15 protein-coding genes are annotated in these 18,249 nt (G+C 70.9%); 5 read left to right on the top strand and 10 right to left on the bottom strand.

Annotated elements, in window-relative coordinates; all coding sequences use genetic code 11:
* Positions 1–373: 373 nt before the first annotated feature.
* The 4 genes from G472_RS0124855 to cysP are packed head-to-tail and all read right to left on the bottom strand — an operon-like array spanning position 374 to position 4,210.
* Entirely contained in the window at positions 374–1,462 is a 1,089-nt protein-coding gene (locus G472_RS0124855) for a sulfate/molybdate ABC transporter ATP-binding protein (protein WP_029010536.1), read from the bottom strand.
* Complete coding sequence (cysW, locus tag G472_RS35505; protein ID WP_035693698.1) at positions 1,459–2,343, bottom strand: sulfate ABC transporter permease subunit CysW; 885 nt, start codon at positions 2,341–2,343, stop codon at positions 1,459–1,461. The genes G472_RS0124855 and cysW overlap by 4 nt, the downstream gene beginning before the upstream one ends.
* A 3-nt stretch (positions 2,344–2,346) precedes the next feature.
* Positions 2,347–3,168: a sulfate ABC transporter permease subunit CysT gene (cysT, locus tag G472_RS0124865; RefSeq protein WP_029010537.1), complete on the bottom strand. Its 822-nt coding sequence runs from the start codon at positions 3,166–3,168 to the stop codon at positions 2,347–2,349.
* 28 nt (positions 3,169–3,196) lie between these two features.
* The gene (cysP, locus tag G472_RS0124870; RefSeq protein WP_029010538.1) at positions 3,197–4,210 is read right to left on the bottom strand and encodes a thiosulfate ABC transporter substrate-binding protein CysP; all 1,014 of its coding nucleotides are present in this window, start codon (positions 4,208–4,210) and stop codon (positions 3,197–3,199) included.
* Between the two features lie 612 nt (positions 4,211–4,822).
* Here cysP and G472_RS0124875 point away from each other — a divergent pair.
* Genes G472_RS0124875 through G472_RS0124890 form a run of 4 tightly spaced genes read left to right on the top strand, consistent with a single transcriptional unit; the run spans position 4,823 to position 9,301 of the window.
* Positions 4,823–6,163: a CmpA/NrtA family ABC transporter substrate-binding protein gene (locus G472_RS0124875; RefSeq protein WP_029010539.1), complete on the top strand. Its 1,341-nt coding sequence runs from the start codon at positions 4,823–4,825 to the stop codon at positions 6,161–6,163.
* 26 nt (positions 6,164–6,189) lie between these two features.
* Positions 6,190–7,143, top strand: a complete 954-nt coding sequence (gene ntrB, locus G472_RS0124880; protein WP_084536900.1) for a nitrate ABC transporter permease — start codon at positions 6,190–6,192, stop codon at positions 7,141–7,143.
* Between the two features lie 11 nt (positions 7,144–7,154).
* Complete coding sequence (locus tag G472_RS0124885) at positions 7,155–7,952, top strand: ABC transporter ATP-binding protein (protein ID WP_029010541.1); 798 nt, start codon at positions 7,155–7,157, stop codon at positions 7,950–7,952.
* A 17-nt stretch (positions 7,953–7,969) separates the two neighbouring features.
* Positions 7,970–9,301: a nitrate regulatory protein gene (locus tag G472_RS0124890; RefSeq protein WP_051341238.1), complete on the top strand. Its 1,332-nt coding sequence runs from the start codon at positions 7,970–7,972 to the stop codon at positions 9,299–9,301.
* Between the two features lie 53 nt (positions 9,302–9,354).
* Here G472_RS0124890 and G472_RS0124895 read toward each other — a convergent pair whose 3' ends face one another.
* The 4 genes from G472_RS0124895 to pyrC all read right to left on the bottom strand — a co-directional run bounded on the left by G472_RS0124895 (position 9,355) and on the right by pyrC (position 15,988).
* The gene (locus tag G472_RS0124895; protein ID WP_035693700.1) at positions 9,355–9,960 is read right to left on the bottom strand and encodes a response regulator transcription factor; all 606 of its coding nucleotides are present in this window, start codon (positions 9,958–9,960) and stop codon (positions 9,355–9,357) included.
* A complete protein-coding gene (locus G472_RS37595) occupies positions 9,944–11,101 on the bottom strand; it encodes a sensor histidine kinase (protein ID WP_051341252.1) in 1,158 nt (385 codons plus the stop codon). Before G472_RS37595 ends, G472_RS0124895 begins: the two co-directional genes overlap by 17 nt.
* A 156-nt stretch (positions 11,102–11,257) precedes the next feature.
* Positions 11,258–14,611, bottom strand: coding sequence for a DUF4347 domain-containing protein (locus G472_RS39875; RefSeq protein ID WP_029010544.1), 3,354 nt, complete (start codon positions 14,609–14,611; stop codon positions 11,258–11,260).
* A gap of 321 nt (positions 14,612–14,932) precedes the next feature.
* Complete coding sequence (gene pyrC, locus G472_RS0124910; protein ID WP_029010545.1) at positions 14,933–15,988, bottom strand: dihydroorotase; 1,056 nt, start codon at positions 15,986–15,988, stop codon at positions 14,933–14,935.
* Between the two features lie 128 nt (positions 15,989–16,116).
* Between pyrC and hisS the strand changes: the two genes are divergently transcribed.
* Positions 16,117–17,472 carry a histidine--tRNA ligase gene (gene hisS / locus G472_RS0124915; RefSeq protein ID WP_029010546.1) on the top strand — a complete coding sequence of 452 codons (1,356 nt, stop codon included), beginning with the start codon at positions 16,117–16,119 and terminating at the stop codon, positions 17,470–17,472.
* A 45-nt stretch (positions 17,473–17,517) separates the two neighbouring features.
* Here hisS and G472_RS0124920 read toward each other — a convergent pair whose 3' ends face one another.
* Positions 17,518–17,886, bottom strand: a complete 369-nt coding sequence (locus G472_RS0124920; RefSeq protein ID WP_029010547.1) for a type II toxin-antitoxin system PemK/MazF family toxin — start codon at positions 17,884–17,886, stop codon at positions 17,518–17,520.
* A complete protein-coding gene (locus G472_RS0124925) occupies positions 17,883–18,110 on the bottom strand; it encodes an antitoxin MazE family protein (protein ID WP_029010548.1) in 228 nt (75 codons plus the stop codon). The genes G472_RS0124920 and G472_RS0124925 overlap by 4 nt, the downstream gene beginning before the upstream one ends.
* Between the last annotated feature and the right edge of the window lie 139 nt (positions 18,111–18,249).

The raw sequence follows: 18,249 nt of genomic DNA on the forward strand, positions 1-18,249 counted from the left end.
AGTGTAGCCGATGGGAAACCGGGGTCCAGCCGCAACCTCAAGCACCTCCCGCGTCGGGCGATGCGGAGTGTAGCCAATGGGAAACCGGGGTCCAGCCGCAACATGGCGGAGGTGAAGAGGGACGCCCTGATCAGTGTAGCCGATGGGAAACCGGGGTCCAGCCGCAACCGGATCGGCACCTGGAACCAATGCGGGATGAGTGTAGCCGATGGGAAACCGAGGTTCAGGTGCGACCCGCATCATGCCGGCAGGGCGTTGCCGCGCGCATTCCTTAACCCACTCCCCCGCACCGGGCCCCCACCCGACCCTCCCCCATCTTCGACGGGGGAGGGCTCTTTCGGTCCTTGCCGGTCGCAGGGAAACAACCCCCGCCCTACGCCGCGAACAGGCGCAGGGCGCGGGGGCGGATGGCGACGGGGGTGCCGGGGGTCAGGCGCAGGGCGTCGGCCTCGGCGCGGGACACCTCGGCCTCCAGAACGGCGCCGTCGGGGCGGCGGGACAGTTCCACGCGCACCTGGCCGCCGCGCGCCGTGAGATGGCGCACCACCGCCAAAGCCGCCGCCTCGGGGGCGCGGGACTCGGGCAGCAGTTCCAGCTCGTGGGCGCGCACATAGGCGACCGCGGCGGCCGACGCGCCGGCAGGCGCAGGGGTGTCCGCCGCCGCCGGGGCGACGCGGGCCAAGGGGGCGCTCCAGCCGCCCGCCGCCACCTCGCGGCCGTCGATGCGGCAGTCCAGCTTGTTGGCGTGGCCCAGGAACTCGTACACGAAGGGCGAGGCGGGGGCGTCGTGGATCTCCACCGGGGTGCCCACCTGCTCGATCCGGCCGTGGTTCATCACCACCACACGGTCGGCCACCTCCATGGCCTCCTCCTGGTCGTGGGTGACGAAGACGCTGGTCATGTGGATCTCGTCGTGCAGGTCGCGCAGCCAGCGGCGCAGCTCCTTGCGCACCTGCGCGTCCAGCGCCCCGAAGGGCTCGTCCAGCAGCAGCACCGCCGGTTCGATGGCCAGGGCGCGGGCCAATGCCACCCGCTGGCGCTGGCCGCCGGACAATTGCGCCGGGTACCGCCCGGCGAGATGGCCGAGCTGCACCAGCTCCAACAGCTCCTTCACCCGGGCGGCGATGGCCGCCTTGTCGGGGCGGCGGCCGCGCGGCAGAACCGACAGGCCGAAGGCCACGTTGTCGGCCACCGTCATGTGGCGGAACAGGGCGTAGTGCTGGAACACGAAGCCGACCCGGCGCTCGCGGGCGCTGAGGTGCGTGGTGTCGGTGCCGTCGAACAGGATGGTGCCGGCGTCGGCGAACTCCAGCCCGGCGATGAGCCGCAGCAGGGTCGTCTTGCCCGAGCCCGAAGGGCCGAGCAGCGCCATCAGCTCGCCCTTCTCCACCTCCAGCGACACGCCGTCCAGCGCGGTGAAGGTGCCGAAGGTCTTGGTCAGGGAGCGGACGGTGATGCTCATGCGCGGTCTCCGGCAAGGGACAGGCGGGTGGACGGGACGGGGGCGGCGTCCAGCGCCTCCCCCACGTGGCCGTGGCGTTCCAGCAGCAGCTTGGCGCCCAGCGTCAGCAGGGCCAGCACCGCCAGGGTCGAGGCGGCGGCGAAGGCGCCCACCGTGTTGTAGGAGTTGTAGAGAAGCTCCACCTGCAAAGGCAGCGTGTTGGTCTGGCCGCGCACGTTGCCCGACACCACGGACACCGCGCCGAACTCCCCCATCACCCGGGCGTTGCAGAGGATGGCGCCGTACAGCAGCGCCCATTTGATGTTGGGCAGCGTCACCCGCACGAAGGTCTGGAAGCCCGAGGCGCCCAGCGTCAGGGCCGCTTCCTCCTCCTCGCTGCCCTGGGCCTGCATCAGCGGGATCAGCTCGCGCGCGACGAAGGGGCAGGTGACGAACAGGCTGACCAGGAAGATCGCCCACACCGTGAACATCACCTGCACGCCCGCCTCCTGCAACCACGGACCGAACAGGCCCTGGGCGCCGTAGAGGAAGATGTACATGACGCCGGCGACGATGGGCGACACCGAGAACGGGATCTCGATCAGCGTCAGCAGAAGCCGCTTGCCGGGGAACGAGAACTTGGCGATAGCCCAGGCGGCGCAGATGCCGAAGACCACGTTGATCGGCACCACCACCACCGCCGTCAGGACGGTCAGGCCGATGGCGTGCAGCGTCTCGGGTTGGGCGATGGCGTCGAGGAACGCCCCGATGCCGGAGCCCAGCGCCAGCGCCCCGATCACCGCGATGGGGGCGAGCAGGAAAACCAGCGTCCCCGTCACCGCGACGGCGATGAGGATGCGGCGCAACAGCGGGCCGTCGCCCACGCGTCCGGCGGCAGCCATGGCTCAGGCCCTCTCCGAATGGCGCTGCACCCAGAACTGGATGCTGTTGGTCACCAGCAGCATGACGAAGGCCGCCCCCAGCATCACCGAGGCGACCGCGGCGGCGGCGGGGTAGTCGAACTCGTCCAGGCGGATGTAGGCCAGCAGGGCGGTGATCTCCGTGCGGAACGGCAGGTTGCCGGCGATGAAGACGATGGCCCCGAACTCCCCCAGGCTGCGCGCGAAGGCCAGCGCGCAGCCCGCCAGGAAGGCCGGGAAGATCAGCGGGAAGATGACGCGGGCGAACACCTGCAGGTCGGAGGCGCCCAGCGACTGCGCCGCCTCCTCCACCTCCGGCCGCAGGTCCTCCAGCACCGGCTGGATGGTGCGCACCACGAAGGGGGCGCTGGTGAACGCCATGGCCACGGCGATGCCCACGGGGGTGTAGGCCACCGAGATGCCCAGCGGCGCCAGAAGCCGCCCGTACCAGCCGGTCTGCGCGAACAGGGCCGTCAGGGCGACGCCGGCCACCGCCGTGGGCAGGGCGAAGGGCAGATCCACAACCGCGTCCAGCAGCCGCTTGCCGGGGAAGCTGTAGCGCACCAGCACCCAGGCCAGCGTCAGGCCGAACACGGCGTTGAACAGGGTGGCCCAGGCAGCCGCCGTCAGGGTGACCCGGTAGGTCGCCACGGCCCGCTGCGAGGAGACGATGCGCCAGTAATCGGCCGCCTCCAGGCTTGCCGCCTTCAGGATCAGCGCGCTCAGCGGCAGCAGCACGATCAGCACGAGGTAGAGCAGCGTCAACCCCATGGTGAGCGAGAAGCCCGGCAGGACGTGGCGTTTCATCGGCGCGTTCCGGCAGCGTCAGCGGGCGTCAGCGGGCCACGAAGACCGTGTCGAGGCGCCCGCCCTCGGCGAAATGGTCCTTTTCCACGGCGGCCCAGCCGCCGAAGACCTGCTCGACCGTGAACAGGCGGACCTCCGGAAAGCGGTCGCGGTGGCGTTCGATCACCGCCGGATGGTGGATGCGGTTGTAGAAGCGGGCCAGGATCTCCTGCGCCTCCTCCTCGTACAGGAAATTCAGATAGCTTTCCGCCAGCGCCCGCGTGCCGCGGCGGTCGACCACCCGGTCCACCACTGACACCGGGAACTCCGCCAGCAGGCTGACCGGCGGCACCACCACCTCGTACTTGTCGGCGCCGAACTGGTCGCGGATGTTGTTCACCTCCGCCTCGAAGGTGACGAGCACGTCGCCGATGCCGCGCTCGGCAAAGGTGGTGGTGGCGCCGCGCCCGCCCGTGTCGAACACCGGCACGTTGGCGAAGATGCGCCGCACCAGATCGGCCGCCTTGTCGGCGTCGCCGCCGAACGCCTCCAGCCCGTAGGCCGTGGCCGCCAGGTAGGTGTAGCGCGCGTTGCCCGAGGTCTTGGGGTTGGGGAAGACGGGCTGCACGCCCTCGCGCGCCAGATCGTCCCAGTTGCGGATGTTCTTCGGATTGCCGGCGCGCACCAGGAAGGCCGGCAGCGAGTAGTAGGGCGAGGCCGCGTTGGGCAGCCGCTCCTGCCAGTTGGCCGCCACCAGCCCGCCGCGGTCGGCCAGGATCTGCACGTCGGTCACCTGGTTGAAGGTCACCACGTCGGCCGCCAGCCCCTCCAGGATGGCGCGGGCCTGGCGCGACGACCCCGCGTGCGACTGGTTCACCGTCACGTCCCGCCCGGTCTGCGCCTTGACGCGCGCCTGGAAGGCGGGGTTGAGCGCCGCGTACAGCTCGCGCGCGATGTCGTAGGACACGTTCAGCAGCGTGTCCGCGTCGTTGGCCGCGGCCGGCGCCGCACCGGTTACCGCCAGCATGACCGCCACGGCGGCCGATCGGAGCGTCTTGCGCATGGTTGCCGTATCCTTGATCCGCAAAATTACACATTTAGATGGTGTTTTTCTCAGATCCACATTACGGCGTGCGCAATACCGCGGTCAATAACGAACTCGCAGCCGCGGAACAGGTCGGCCGGCCCGGGCCGGCGCGCCGTGGCGCCGGATTGGCCATCAAACCGCCCAACCTTTCGCCTTCGCCGCTGAAATCCTGTGCAGTTCCGTATCGGCGCCGGCCCCGGCCGGCGGCGCGGATGCCAAGGGATCCGCGCTCTGCTGCATTGCATCAAGATTGGCACGCGCCTTGCTAGTTATCAGGCGAGGCCGACAATGACGTCGGAGACGCTCCTCGCAAGATCCCGTCACCGGGACCGCGCCGTGGCCGGCTTAAAGGCGAGCCGGCAAGCAGACTGAGACGCGCCGGAACACAAGCGGCCCCGTGCCGCCCGTCGCCCGCGCGCATCGCCCTGTCCTTCGCGCCGCTTTGCGGGAGGTGCCAATGCCCTGTCCCTCGCCCTCGGGTCCGATCCCCGCCGCCGGTTCCGGTGGCCGCCCGGCCGCATGCGGTGCGCCCTCGCCTTCCGCATCGACCCGTCGCGGTCCGCGACTCCAATCCGAGGACTCCACCCGATGACCAACGCTTCCGACCGTTCCGACACGCCCGCCCGGCCCGCCGCCGGCGTCTCGCGCCGCGCCCTGCTGGCCGGCGGCGCCTACGCCACCGCCACCGCCGCACTGCTGGGCGCCGCCTACCGCGCGCTGCCCGGCGGCGCCTGGGCCGCCCCGCTGGACACGCCGGAGACGACGACCGCCAAGCTGGGCTTCATCGCCCTGACCGACGCGGCGCCGCTGATCATCGCCAAGGAGAAGGGCTTCTTCGCCAGGCACGGCATGCCCGACGTGGAGGTGCTGAAGCAGGCGTCCTGGGGCACCACCCGCGACAACATCGTGCTGGGGTCGGAGGGCAACGGCATCGACGGCGCCCACATCCTGACGCCCATGCCCTATCTGATCTCGGCCGGCGTGGTGACCCAGAACAACCAGCCCACGCCCATGTACATCCTGGCCCGCCTCAACCTGGACAGCCAGTGCATCTCGGTGGCGCAGGAGTACGCCGACCTGCGGGTCGGCCTCGACACCGCGCCGTTCAGGACGGCGCTGGAGAAGAAGAAGGCGTCGGGCAAGGCGATCAAGGCGGCCATGACCTTCCCCGGCGGCACCCACGACCTGTGGATCCGCTATTGGCTGGCGGCCGGCGGCATCGACCCCGACCGCGACATCGAAACGATCGTGGTGCCGCCGGCGCAGATGGTCGCCAACATGAAGGTCGGCACCATGGACTGCTTCTGCGTCTGCGAGCCGTGGAACGAGCAGCTCAAGAACCAGAAGATCGGCTACACCGCCGTCAACACCGGCGAGCTGTGGAACCGCCACCCCGAAAAGGCGCTGGGCATGCGCGCCGCCTGGGTCGACAAGCACCCCAAGGCCGCCAAGGCGCTGCTGATGGCGGTGCAGGAGGCGCAGATGTGGTGCGACGACATGGCCAACCGCGACGAGGTGTCGGCCATCGTGTCCAGGCGCAACTGGATCAACGCGCCGGTCGCCGACATCGCTGACCGCATGAAGGGCCGCTTCGACTACGGCACCGGCAAGGTGGTGGAGAGCAGCCCGCACATCATGAAGTACTGGCGCGACTTCGCCTCCTACCCCTTCCGCAGCCATGACCTGTGGTTCCTGACCGAGAACGTGCGCTGGGGCAAGTTCAGCGCCGACACCGACTTCGCCGCCCTGATCGACAAGGTCAACCGCGAGGAGCTGTGGCGCGACGCCGCCGCGACCCTGGGCGTGCCGGCGGACCAGATCCCCGCCTCCACCTCGCGCGGGAAGGAGACGTTCTTCGACGGCAAGGTCTTCGATCCGGAGGATCCCGCGGCCTACCTCGCCAGCCTGTCCATCACCCGGATCGCCTGACGCGGCGCCATCGCAGGAGACACCTCATGCAGCACAGCACCGCCGTGAAGGCGACCCCCGCCCCCCGCGCCGCCGCGCCCGTTTCCGCCACCCCCGCCGCGGCCTCCGCCGCCCCCGCCGCCGCCCCGGCCACGGTCGTCGCCCTGGCCACCCCCGGACGGCGGGCCGCCGCGGCGGCCGCCGGCAGCCTGCGCCGGGGGCTGTCCAACCTGGCGACCTCGGTCCTGCCGCCCCTGTTCACCCTGGCCGTCCTGGTGGCGGTGTGGGAGGTCGTCTGCTCCGCCCCCGGCTCCAGCCTGCCCGCCCCGTCGGCGGTGCTGGTCAACAGCTGGGACCTGATCGTCGACCCGTTCTTCGACAACGGCGGCATCGACAAGGGGTTGTTCTGGCATCTGCTGGCCAGCCTCCAGCGCGTCGCCGTCGGCTACGCCATCGCTGCGGTGGCCGGCGTCGCGCTGGGCGTCCTGGTGGGGCAGAGCGTATGGGCCATGCGCGGCCTCGACCCCATCTTCCAGGTCCTGCGCACGGTGCCGCCGCTGGCCTGGCTGCCCCTGTCGCTGGCCGCCTTCCGCGACGGCCAGCCCTCGGCCATCTTCGTGATCTTCATCACCGCGGTGTGGCCGATCATCATCAACACGGCGGTCGGCGTGCGCAACATCCCCGACGACTACCGCAACGTCGCCCGCGTGCTGCGCCTCAACGCGGTGGAATACGTCTACACCATCATGATCCCGTCGGCCGCCCCCTACATCTTCACCGGCCTGCGCATCGGCATCGGCCTGTCCTGGCTGGCCATCGTCGCGGCGGAGATGCTGATCGGCGGCGTGGGCATCGGCTTCTTCATCTGGGATGCGTGGAACTCCTCCCTCATCAGCGACATCATCCTGGCGTTGATTTATGTCGGGGTGGTCGGCTTCCTGCTCGACCGCGTCGTCGCCACCGTCGCCCGGATCGTCACCCGCGGCACCGCGAACACCTGAAGGACCGCCCCATGACCAAGAGCTATCTGTCCATCGAACAGGTCGACAAGAGCTTCGCCCGCACCGGCTCGACGACCGAGGTGCTGCGCAAGGTGTCGCTGGGGGTGGAGAAGGGGGAGTTCATCTCAATCATCGGCCACTCCGGCTGCGGCAAGTCGACCCTGCTGAACATCGTCGCCGGCCTGACCGACGCCACCTCCGGCGCCGTGCTGCTGGACGGCGGGCTGGTGGACTCCCCCGGTCCCGACCGGGCCGTGGTGTTCCAGAACCACTCGCTGCTCCCCTGGCTGACGGTGTACGAGAACGTGCGCCTGGCGGTGAACAAGGTGTTCGGCCGCTCCCGGTCGGCGGCGGAGCGGCACGAGTGGACGCTGCGCAACCTGGAGCTGGTGCAGATGACCCACGCGCTGGACAAGCGCCCGTCGGAGATCTCCGGCGGCATGAAGCAGCGCGTGGGCATCGCCCGCGCCCTGGCCATGGAGCCCAAGGTGCTGCTGCTGGACGAGCCGTTCGGGGCGCTGGACGCGCTGACCCGCGCCCACCTGCAGGACCAGGTCATGCAGATCCACGCCACCCTGGGCAACACGGTGCTGATGATCACCCACGACGTGGACGAGGCGGTGCTGCTGTCCGACCGCATCGTGATGATGACCAACGGCCCGGCGGCGCGCATCGGCGAGATCTGCGAGGTCCGGCTGCCGCGGCCGCGCCGGCGGGTGGAGCTGGTGTCCGACCCCACCTACCTGCGCTGCCGCTCGGCGGTGCTGAAGTTCCTCTACGACCGCCACCGCCTGGTGGAGGCGGCCTGAGAACGGGGGGCGCAGCCATGGACAACCCGCCCGCCCGGCCGGCAACAGGGGAACCGGCGGCACCCGCCGCCCGGTTCCTGCGCTCCGCCCTGCTCTGCCGCATCCGCGACCTGGAACAGCTCGCCATCGTCAGCGAGCTGGTGCGGGACGCGGGCGAGCTGATCCACGCCCTGCAAAAGGAACGCGGGGCGTCGTCCATCCATCTCGGCTCGGGCGGGGAGCGGTTCGCCGACCGGCTGGCGCGGCGGACCGCCGAGTGCCGTGCCCTGGAGCGGGTCGTGCGCGACCGGCTGGAGCGCGTGGACGAGCGGCTGGGCCGCATGAGTTCGGGGGCGCGCTTCTACAGCCGCGTCGCCTTCGCCCTCATGGCGCTGGACAAGGCGGACGGGCTGCGCGCCCGCATCACCGCCGGGGCGCTGGCGCCGCTGGACGCCGTCAGCGCCTTCACCGACATGATCGGCCGGCTGATGGCGGTGATCTTCGAGGCCGCCGACATCGCCGCCGACCCCGCCATGTCCCGCGCCCTGGTGGCGCTGGTCAACGCCATCCAGGGCAAGGAGTACGCCGGGCAGGAGCGGGCCACCGCCGGCGCCGGCTTCTCCCGCGGGGTGTTCGAGGACGCCGACCGCCGCCGTCTGCGCGACCTGGCGGCGGCCCAGAACCGCGCCTTCCGCGTCTTCGCCGAATTCGCCGAGCCCGCCTGGGTCGCCCGCTTCCACGCCGCCCTGGCCATCCCGGCCTCCGCCGCGGTGGAGCGCATGCGCGCCGCGGCGCTGACCGGCGACGGCAGCGCCGCCGGCATCAGCGGCGAAGAGTGGTACGAGCAGGCGACCCTGCGCATCGACGCCATGAAGGCGGTGGAGGACGGGCTGGTGGACGAGCTGTGCCGGCTGTGCGCCGTGACGCTCACGGCGGCCCGCCGGGACCTGGAGCGCCACGACGCCGGCACCGGCCCGGACGGCGCCGGCGAGGCGGACACCGCCACCCCCGTGGCCATGCTGGTGATGGACGCCGACCCCGCGGCGCGCGGCCCGGAGGACACCCCCGGCCTCTACACCCTGGACGGCATCCGCCCGCGCCTCATGCGCTCGGTGGTCGACCTGATGCACGCCCAGTCCCGCCTGTTGCAGGACGTCAGCAGCCAGCTCGAATCCGCCCGCACCGAATTGCACGAGCGCAAGCAGATCGACCGCGCCAAGGGCCTGCTGATGAGCAGCCGCGGCCTCAGCGAACGCGACGCCTACGCCCTGATGCGCAAGACCGCCATGAACCAGAACAAGCGCATCGTCCAGGTCGCCGAGGCCATCGTCAGCATGGCCGAGATCCTGGGGCCGCCCCGATGCGGATGAATCAGGGGCTGTGAAGGCGGGGCCGGCCCGCGGCCCGATCCGGAAAAACCTGCTCAGGGCGCCACCAGCCCCAGCAGCGCGCCCTTCACCGCCGCCTGGATGCGCGTCGCCACGCCCAGCTTGCGGATGGCGTTGTCGATGTGGAAGTTGACGGTGCGCTCCGACACCGCCATCAGCACGGCGATGTCGGCCGAAGACTTGCCGCGCGCCGACCAGGTCAGGGCCTCCGCCTCGCGGTCGGTCAGGCGGATCTCGCCGCCGGCGGCCTCGGGGCGGGAGCCGGTGCGGGCGAGGCGGCTGCGCACGATCTCCACCAGCAACTCGAAGTCGATGGGCTTCGTCACATAGTCGTCGCAGCCCAGGCGGCGGCCGCGGATCTGGTTGTCCCGCGCGCCGTAGGCGGTGAGAAAGACGAACGGCACGCCGCGCGCCGCGGCGCCGCCCCGGCGCAGACGCTCCAGCACCTCGAAGCCGGTGAGGCGCGGCATGTCGATGTCGCACAGCACCAGGTCGGGCTTCAGCGCCGCGATGGCGGTCAGCCCGGATTCGCCGTCGGCCGCGGTGTGGACGGCGAAGCCGGCTTCCGCCAGTTCCTCCTCCAGCAACTCGCGGGTGCCGGGGTCGTCCTCGATGCACAGGATCTTACTGCGGTGCGACATGATGGACGGGGTCCGTCGTCGTGGGCGTGAGGGGAAGGCGGACGGTGAAGACGGCACCTCCCCCCGGCCGGTTGGCCACCGCCACCCGTCCGCCGTGCAGCGCCACGTAGCGCTCCACCAGATAGAGGCCGATGCCGGCACCGCCGACGCCGCCGCTGTTGCGGCCGCGGAAGTAGGGCTTGAAGAGGGACGGCGCCTCCTGCGGGTCGATGCCGGCGCCGTCGTCGCTGACGCTCACCACGGCGTGTCCTTCCTCGGCCCGGCCCTCGACGGTCACGGTGCCGCCGGGGGGGGTGTACTTGACGGCGTTGGACAGCAGATTGTCGAAGACCTGGAGCAGCAGGCTGGGATCCCCCGACGCCGCCACCGGCAGCCGCCCGAGATCGAAGGCGAAGGCCGGCGCGCCGGGGCGCTCCGCGTGGGTCTGGGCCGCTTCCACCAGCAGGTCGGCGAGGTCCACGGGCTCGATTGCCGCCACCGCCTCGCCGCTGCCCGCCGCCGAGGACAACTCGATCCGCTCGACGATGCCGCTGATGCGGCGCACCGCGGCGCGGATCTTGGCGGTGCGCACCACCACGTCGTCGGGCTCCAGGGTGCGGCTGAGCTTGCCCAGCCGGTAGGCCTGGCCGTCGATGGTGGTCAGCGGCGTCTTCACCTCGTGGGACAGGATGGCGATCAGGCGGCGCTGCATGTCGGCCTTGGCCCTCTCCATCTCCAGGCTGCGGCGCAGGGCCGCCTCGGCGCGGTGGCGGGAGTGCATGAGCAGCGCCAGCAGCCACAGCGCCCCCACCGCCAGCGCCCGGTTGACCACGAAGGCCGCCGTCGTCGCCTCGCCCGGCTGGATGGCCAGGCCCGCCACCGCCAGGACCGAGGCGGCGGCGGCGTAGGCGAAGGGGGTGCGGGCGTCCACCAGCGCCCCCAGGACGATCGGGCCGGCGTAGGCGAAGCAGACCGAGACGCTCTCGCCGTGCATCGCCACGTCGGCGGCGAAGACCGCGGCGGTCAGGGCGACCAGCACCCCGTGCAGCAGCACGCGCCGCAACGCCTCGTCCGCCGCCGTCCCGCCGGCGGCCGCGGCGGCGGACGGCGGGCCGGTCCACAGGGCCGTCGCCTCGTCCGCCACCCGTTCGCTTCCCGCCATGGCACCCCTCCCCCACCGCCGCGCCCACCGCGACCCGCCTCCCGGATATGGGGAGCGGGCGGAGCGCGTCGGGGGAGCGGCGGCGGCCCGGTGGTGGCACCACCCGCGGGACGGCCCGCCCCCACCGGTTCGTGCGGGCGGGCGGGCCGCCACGGGTCAGACCACGAACCAGGTGTCGGCGACGTCGCGGGCGGCGATGCCGGTTAGGGTCACCGTGTCGCCGCTGTTGAACGTCACCACCGCCCCCGCGGTGCCGTCGGCGATGGTCCAGGTCAGGCCGCCCACCACCTGCATGCGGTCGCCCTCGGCCGCGTTGAAGTCGCCGATGACGTCGTTCCCGCCGCCGGCCGCGAAGACGAAGGTGTCGGACCCGGCGCCGCCGAACAGGGTGTCGTTGCCCAGGTTGCCGGCCAGCACGTCGTTGCCGAGGTTGCCGTACAGCACGTCGTCGCCCTGGCCGCCGAACAGCGTGTCGGTACCCTGGCCCCCGAACAGGGTGTCGGCGCCGATCTGGCCATACAGCACGTCGTCACCGATCTGGCCGTACAGCTCGTCGGCGCCCTGGCCGCCGAACAGGCTGTCCGCACCCTGCCCACCGAACAGGCTGTCGTCGCCGACGTTGCCGTAGAGGGCATCGGCCCCCTGGTTGCCATAGAGCGCGTCGTTGCCGGCGCCGCCGAAGAGGACGTCGTCGCCGAGGCCGCCGAAGAGGATGTCGTCCTCGTCACCGCCGGTGAGGACGTCGTTTTCATCGGTGCCCGTGACCGTGCGGTCGGCATCGTCCGTGATCCGGTCGGAGCCGTCGCCGGAACCACCGCCGGAACCACCGCCCGAGCCGCCGCCCGAACCACCGCCACCGGAGCCACCGCCGGCGCCGCCGCCATTGCCGCCGGTGCCGCCGTCGCCGCCGGGCAGGGTGTCGGTGCCGCCGCCGCCCTGCGTGTCGTTGCCGTCGCCACCGATCAGCGTGTCGTCACCGCCACCGCCGCTCTGGGTGTCGTTGCCGTCGCCGCCGATCAGCGTGTCGTCACCGCCGCCACCGCTCTGGGTGTCATTGCCGTCGCCACCGATCAGCGTGTCGTTGCCGCTGCCGCCGCTCTGGGTGTCGTTGCCGTCACCGCCGATCAGCGTGTCGTTGCCGGTGCCGCCGCTCAGCGTGTCGTTGCCCATCAGCGGCGTGCGGCCCTTGAGGTAGATGTCGGAATAGCCGTCGTGCGCCTCGATGACGAAGTCGTTGGCGGAGAACACCCCGTTCAGGCGCAGGAAGATGTCGACACCGGGCACCGTGTCGGTGGCGATCATCAGCACCGTGTTGGGGGTGGTGGTGTCGTCGTCGGGGAAATTGGGGTCGCTGCCGTCCTGGCGCTTGACCCGCACCTCACCCATGCGGATGCCGGAGGAGTAGCCGTCGACGATGGTTCCCGTCAGGGCCACATCCTTGATGCGGATGACGTCGCCGATCAGCCCGTTGCCGCCGTTGCCGAAGTCCGTCAGGTAGTCGCAGTGCAGGCTGTCGAAGCGGCCGCCGATCACGCCGTTGTCGCGGGCCTCGAAGATGAACAGGTCGTCGCCGGAGCCGCCGCCGATGACGTCCCAGCCCTGGCCGCCATAGATGGTGTCGTTCCCTTCCCTGCCGAACAGGCGGTCCGACCGGTTGGACCCGATGACGTAATCGTTGCCGGCGCCGCCTTCGGCGTGGGTGAAGTCGATGTTGTTCAGACTGACCTTGCTGAGATCCACCGTCTCCGACGCGGGGGTGCCGATGACCCGCAGGGTGTCGCCGTCGCTCGGGTTCTCGGCGGTGGTGATGCGCAGGATGCCGTCGAGCTGCTGCGGCGTCAGGGTGATGATCGACTGGCCGTTGTAGGTGCCGACGATCTCCGTCACGCCGGTCAGGTCGACGCTGCGCAGGTCGGCGTCCGACTGGGCCGCGGTAAAGATCGACCCGGCCGCACCGCCGGCGTCGGTGGTGAACAGCACGGTGATGCCGTCGGCCACCTTGCCGGTGAGGTCGCCGACCTCCTCGGCGGTGCCGACGATGCGCAGCACGTCGCCGGCGCCGCCGGTGATGGTCTGCAGGCCGTTGATCTGGGCGGCGCTGAGCTTCACGTCGTGGGCGACGCCGCCGGTCAGTTCCAGCCGCTCCACCGACACCAGGGTCATGCCGTAGAAGTTGACGGCTTCGGCGGTCTGCACCTCGATGGAATCGGTGCCGGAACCGCCGTCGAACAGCATGGACCCGTTCACGTCGTCGGCGTCGACCACCACGAAGCGGTCGTTGCCGTCCTCGCCGAACATCCGGTCGGCCTGGCCGGCCGCGCGGTCGCGGATGGTGTTGAAGCCCAGAAGGTTGCCGTTGGCGTCGCGGTCGAAGCCGTAGGCGTTGTAGAACACGTCGTCGCCGGCGCCGCCGTACAGCGTGTCGGCGCCCTGGTCACCGGCCAGGGAGTCGTTGCCGGCACCGCCGTACAGCACATCGGCGCCGCCGTCGCCTTCCAGCAGATCGTCGCCTTCCCCGCCGTAGAGGACGTCGTTGTCGGCGCGCCCGGCGAGATAGTCGTTGCCCGCCCCGCCGTAGAGCGTGTCGTTGCCGCCGCCGGCCTCCAGGGAGTCGTTGCCCAACCCGCCGTACAGCACGTCGTTGCCGGCGTGCGCCCACACCTGGTCGTTGCCGTCGCTGCCGATGAAGGTGTCGTTGCCGTCGCCCAGGATGAACAGCTCGATGTTGGCGTAGGTGTCGCCCGCCGCCTCGCCGGTGCTGTTGGCGGGATTGGTCAGGTCGACGCGGATGCCGCCGATGACGCGCTCGTAGGACACGGCATCGAAGCCGCTGCCGCCGTCCAGGTGGTCGGCACCCGGCCCGCCGTCCAGCGTGTCGCGGCCGGCCCCGCCGTAGAGCGTGTCGTTGCCCGCGTTGCCGTAGAGAAAGTCGTTGCCGCCGCCGCCGTAGATCACGTCGTCGCCGTCCAGGCCGCTGATGATGTCGGCCGCATCGTCGCCCGACAGGGTGTCGGCGCCGGCGGTCGGCGTACCGGTGACGGCCAGCAGGTGGGGCCAGGATTCATGCCCGGCGAAGGGAGCGGCGGCGCGCACCGGAGCGCTCGCCACGTCCAGCTCCCAGCTCCCGCCCTGCGCCGCGTCGCCCACGGGGTGGGAGGCGGCGGCGACCCGCGCGCCGGTGGCGGCGGCCAGACGCTCGACGAAAAAGCGCCCCGCGGGGCCGGCGCCGGTGTTGCAGGCGTGGATCAGGATGTCGGTGGCCGGCGCCTCGGGCCAGCAGCGGTCGGACAGGCTGTCCGCGGTGATCGGGAGGGCGCCCAGGTGCAGCGCGCCGGGCGCACCGTGGGCCAGCAGATGGATGGCGGGCGGCCGCTGCGCCAGCACCTCCGCCAGGACCGGATGGGCATCGGTCCCGTCGGGAACGAGGATGACGCGGATGTCACCGGAGCGGCGCTCCAGCAGGTCGGCGAGATCGCGAAGGCCGGCGGCCGCGATAAGTACGTCTTGCACCGTTGATCCCCTTGTCCGTCATCGGAGGCTCGCCGCACGCGAACCGGCGGCTGTGCCCGGAGATCGGGACCAGGAGACGCTTCAATAAGCTGTGAACTCTACCAGTATCGATTGAGACTATGGTCACCACCCGCTGTATTACGCCGCGGCGGCAATCCATCATCCTCCCGAACACTCCAAGAGAATACGGTTACCTCTTGCAGGTCTGTTGTCCCGATATCTTCCCATGGACAGGAGATTTGGGTAGAAACGGAGGGCGCACCGGTATGGTGCAGCCCTCCGTTCGGACTCGTCTTTGGTGAGCGGGTGATGCCGAGAGGATTACACCGCACCGCCATAGCGCCAGCCGAGCGTCTCGCCGCTGCGGAACGGCAGCACGCCGTCGCCGTCGGCCAGCAGGACCACGTCGGGGACGGTGCAGGGTGCGCGCTCCAGCACCACCCGCTCCTCGTTGGGAGGCAGGCCGTAGAAGCGCGGGCCGTTGAGGCTGGCGAACGCCTCCAGCCGGTCGAGCGCGCCGGCCTCGTCGAAGGCCAGGGCGTAGAGTTCCAGCGCCGTGGCGGCGGTGAAGCAACCGGCGCACCCGCACGCCGATTCCTTGGCGGCCACCGTGTGGGGGGCGGTGTCGGTGCCCAGGAAGAACGGACCCTCGCCGGAGATCGCCGCCTCCACCAGGGCCTGCCGGTGCACCTCGCGCTTGGCGATGGGCAGGCAGTAGAGGTGCGGGCGGATGCCGCCGGCGAAGATGTCGCTGCGGTTGATCAGCAGGTGGTGCGCGGTGATCGTCGCCCCCAGCCGGCCCGAGGCGGCGCCGGCGCGCACGAACTCCACCGCGTCGCGGGTCGTCACGTGCTCCAGCACCACCTTCAGGCGGGGGAAACGGTCCAGCAGCGGTGCCAGCACCTGCTCCAGGAACACCGCCTCGCGGTCGAAGATGTCGACGTGGCGGTCGGTCACCTCGCCGTGCACCAGCAGCGGCAGGCCGATGGCCTCCATGCGCTCCAGCACCGCGTCGATGCGGCGCACGTCGCTCACCCCGTGGGCGCTGTTGGTGGTGGCGTTGGCGGGATAGAGCTTGGCCGCCGTGAACACACCGTCGCGGGCCCCCTGTTCCAGGTCGTCGGGGTCGGTGGTGTCGGTCAGGTAGGCGGTCATCAGCGGCGTGAAGCCGGTGCCGGCGGGCACGGCGTCCAGGATGCGCGCGCGGTAGGCGGCGGCGGCGGCGGCGGTGACCACCGGCGGCTTCAGGTTGGGCATGACGATGGCGCGGGCGAACTGCCGCGCCGTGAAGGGCAGCACCGCCTTCATCATGGCGTCGTCGCGCAGGTGGATGTGCCAGTCGTCGGGACGGCGCAGGATCAGGCGTTCGGCGGGCATGGGCGGGCACTCGGCGGCTGGGGGAACGGGACGGGTCGTTTTAACCGGCGTGACGGGGGCGGCGAAAGGGGCTAGAAGTGGCCTCCCGTCCTTCCGACCCACCCGCAAGAGCCGAACGCCGGACCGCCATGAGCCTGATCACGCCCCGCACCCCGCCCGGAACGATGGAACTGCTGCCCCGCCGGCAGGTCGCCTTCCAGCGCATGCTGGACACGATCCGCCGCGGTTACGAGCGCTTCGGCTTCGTCCCCGTGGAAACTCCGGTGTTCGAGACGGTGGAGACGCTGCTGACCAAGTCCGGCGGCGAGACGGAGAAGCAGGTCTATTTCGTCCAGTCCACCGGCGCCATCCAGCAGGGGCACAAGCCGGAACTGGCGCTGCGCTTCGACCTGACCGTGCCGCTCGCCCGCTATGTGGCGGAGCACGAGCGCGACCTGGCCTTCCCCTTCCGCCGCTACCAGATCCAGCGCGTCTACCGCGGCGAGCGCGCCCAGCGCGGCCGTTTCCGCGAGTTCTACCAGTGCGACATTGACGTGATCGGCAAGGACAGCCTGTCGCTGCACTACGACGCGGAGATCCCGGCCGTCATCTACCACGTGTTCCGGGAACTGGACGTCGGCGGCTTCACCATCAACGTCAACAACCGCAAGGTCCTGCTGGGCCTGCTGGACGGGCTGGGGATCGCCGGGGCGGAGCGGTGCGTCCTGGTCCTGCGCGAGATCGACAAGCTGGACAAGATCGGCCGCGACAAGGTGCGCGACGCCCTGACGGGCGACACCCTCGCGGTGCCCGCCGCCGTCGCCGACCGCATCCTGAACCTGATCGCCGAGGAGATGTCCAACGACGACACCCTGGCGGCGCTCCGCGCCATGGGGATCGACAACCCCACCTTCGCGCAAGGGGTGGAGGAGCTGGCGACCGTCGTCTGCGGGCTGAAGGATTTCCAGGTGCCCGACGGCGCGGTGCGCATCAACCTCGCCATCGCCCGCGGCCTGGACTACTACACCGGCACCGTCTATGAGACGTTCCTCAACGACCACAAGGGCATCGGCTCGGTCTGTTCGGGCGGGCGCTACGACAACCTGGCCAGCCACTACACCAAATCGACCCTGCCGGGCGTCGGCATCTCCATCGGCGCCACCCGGCTGTTCTGGCAGCTCATGGAAGCCGGGTTGATCCGGGAGGACACGGCCACCGCGCAGGTTCTGGTCACCCAGATGGACCCGGACCTGCGGGCCGACTATTTCCGTCTGGCGGCGGATCTGCGCGCGGCCGGTCTCAACACCGAGATCCAGCTCGAGGGCGGCAAGCTCGCCAGGCAGATGAAGTATGCCGACAAGACCGGCATCCCCGTCGTCGTCCTGATGGGCAGCGAGGAGCGCGCCCGCGGCACCGCCACCGTCAAGCACCTGACCCGCGGCGAACAGGTCGAGGTGGCGCTGGGCGACCTCGCCCCGACCATTGCCCGGATGCTGGCGGGCTGACCGCGCGTCACGACCGTTCGGACGTCCGGACGGTCGATCCGGCGTCTATGCGGTGCCCGTGCCCTCGGCCGGGTCGTCGGATCGCCCCCCCGCGAAGCCGAGAAAAACAAGGATCGCCTGCCCGATCCACGCCACATGCTCGGCCTCAAGGCGGCCGATCCGCCGCCCGAGTTTCGATCGCGGAACCGTCGTCAGCTTGTCGGCCATGAGCCGGGACGGCCGGGCAAGGCCGTTCCCCTCGGACGGCTCGACCTCGCGCCGGAACAGGGGGGTGGGCGTCTCGTTCGTCGTCAGCGGGCAGATGGTGACGGATGCCGTGTCCTCGAAACGGTCGTCCTGAAGGATGACGACGGGGCGGGGTTTGCCGGCGTAGTCCGGTCCCCCGGCAAGGGTCCAGATTTCCCCCCGCCTCATTCCTCGTCGCCCAGGGAACCCCACCCTACGCTGTCAAGGAACGCTTGGTCGTCTGCCTCCTGCGGGCTGTTGGCGACGGCCAGAGACTGCCGCCGGGCCTCGGCCGCGAACTCCGGACTGCGGACGTCGGGAACCCAAAACTGCACCGGACGCAACCCCTGCGCCCGGAGCCGTGCGCGATGCGCCCTGACCTTCTCCCGCGACGGCTTCCGAACCGCACCCATGACAACCTCCAACCCGGTTTCATGTAACCTGGGCGCACCGCCTCACGCTGTCAACAGGATCTCAACCGGGGTCCGCATCCAGCCGCCCGCCAGGCCTCGTTCTCGGCGCGGCCGCGGCGCGGGCCGCCACCTTCGCGGC

The organism is Azospirillum halopraeferens DSM 3675 (assembly GCF_000429625.1).
Lineage (GTDB): Bacteria > Pseudomonadota > Alphaproteobacteria > Azospirillales > Azospirillaceae > Azospirillum > Azospirillum halopraeferens.